The organism is Pseudomonas sp. GM33 (assembly GCF_000282295.1).
In the GTDB taxonomy this organism is placed as follows: domain Bacteria; phylum Pseudomonadota; class Gammaproteobacteria; order Pseudomonadales; family Pseudomonadaceae; genus Aquipseudomonas; species Aquipseudomonas laurylsulfatiphila.
Genome location: NZ_AKJO01000173.1, coordinates 1 through 606, shown reverse-complemented (window position 1 = coordinate 606; position 606 = coordinate 1). Strand labels below are relative to the sequence as shown.

Annotated in this window: 1 protein-coding gene; it reads left to right on the top strand. The window is 62.9% G+C overall.

Annotated elements, in window-relative coordinates:
* Positions 1-606, top strand: a 606-nt coding sequence (locus PMI26_RS03740; protein WP_033048325.1) for a hypothetical protein, incomplete at both ends; no start/stop codon positions are given.

Genomic DNA, 606 nt, shown 5'->3' with positions numbered 1-606 from the left:
AGATCCACAACAACGACGATCCGGTAACCCTCAACGGCCTCAACGTGTACGGCGGCGAACTGACGGTCTACGAGAAAAACCTCAGTGACGGCAGCAACCCCAACGCACCAGCCTTGACCCAGAACGGCACGTTCACCGTGACCGCACTGGACGGCGTCACCACCCTGACCGTGGGCGGCATCGCCGTGGTCACGGGAGGCGTAGCGGCGGGATTCCCACAATCGATCACCACGCCGTTGGGCAGCACCCTGACCATCACCGGCTTCAACGCCGCGACCGGCGTGGTGAGCTACAGCTACACCCTCAACGACAACGAAGCGCACCCGACCGCCAACGGCGCCAACACCCTGCCTGAACAGTTCACCGTGACCGCGGTCGACGACAACGGCACCACGGCCACCGGTTCATTGGACGTCAACATCGTCGACGACCTGCCAAAAGGCGTGAACGACAGCAATGGCACCGCCTCGGAAACCTTGCTGACGCTGAACGGCAACGTGCTGAGCAACGACGTGCAAGGCGCCGACCGGGTAACCATCGGTGAAGGCACAGGCCCGATCACCCCCGGCACCTTCACCGGCACTTACGGCACTTTGGTGTTGAATG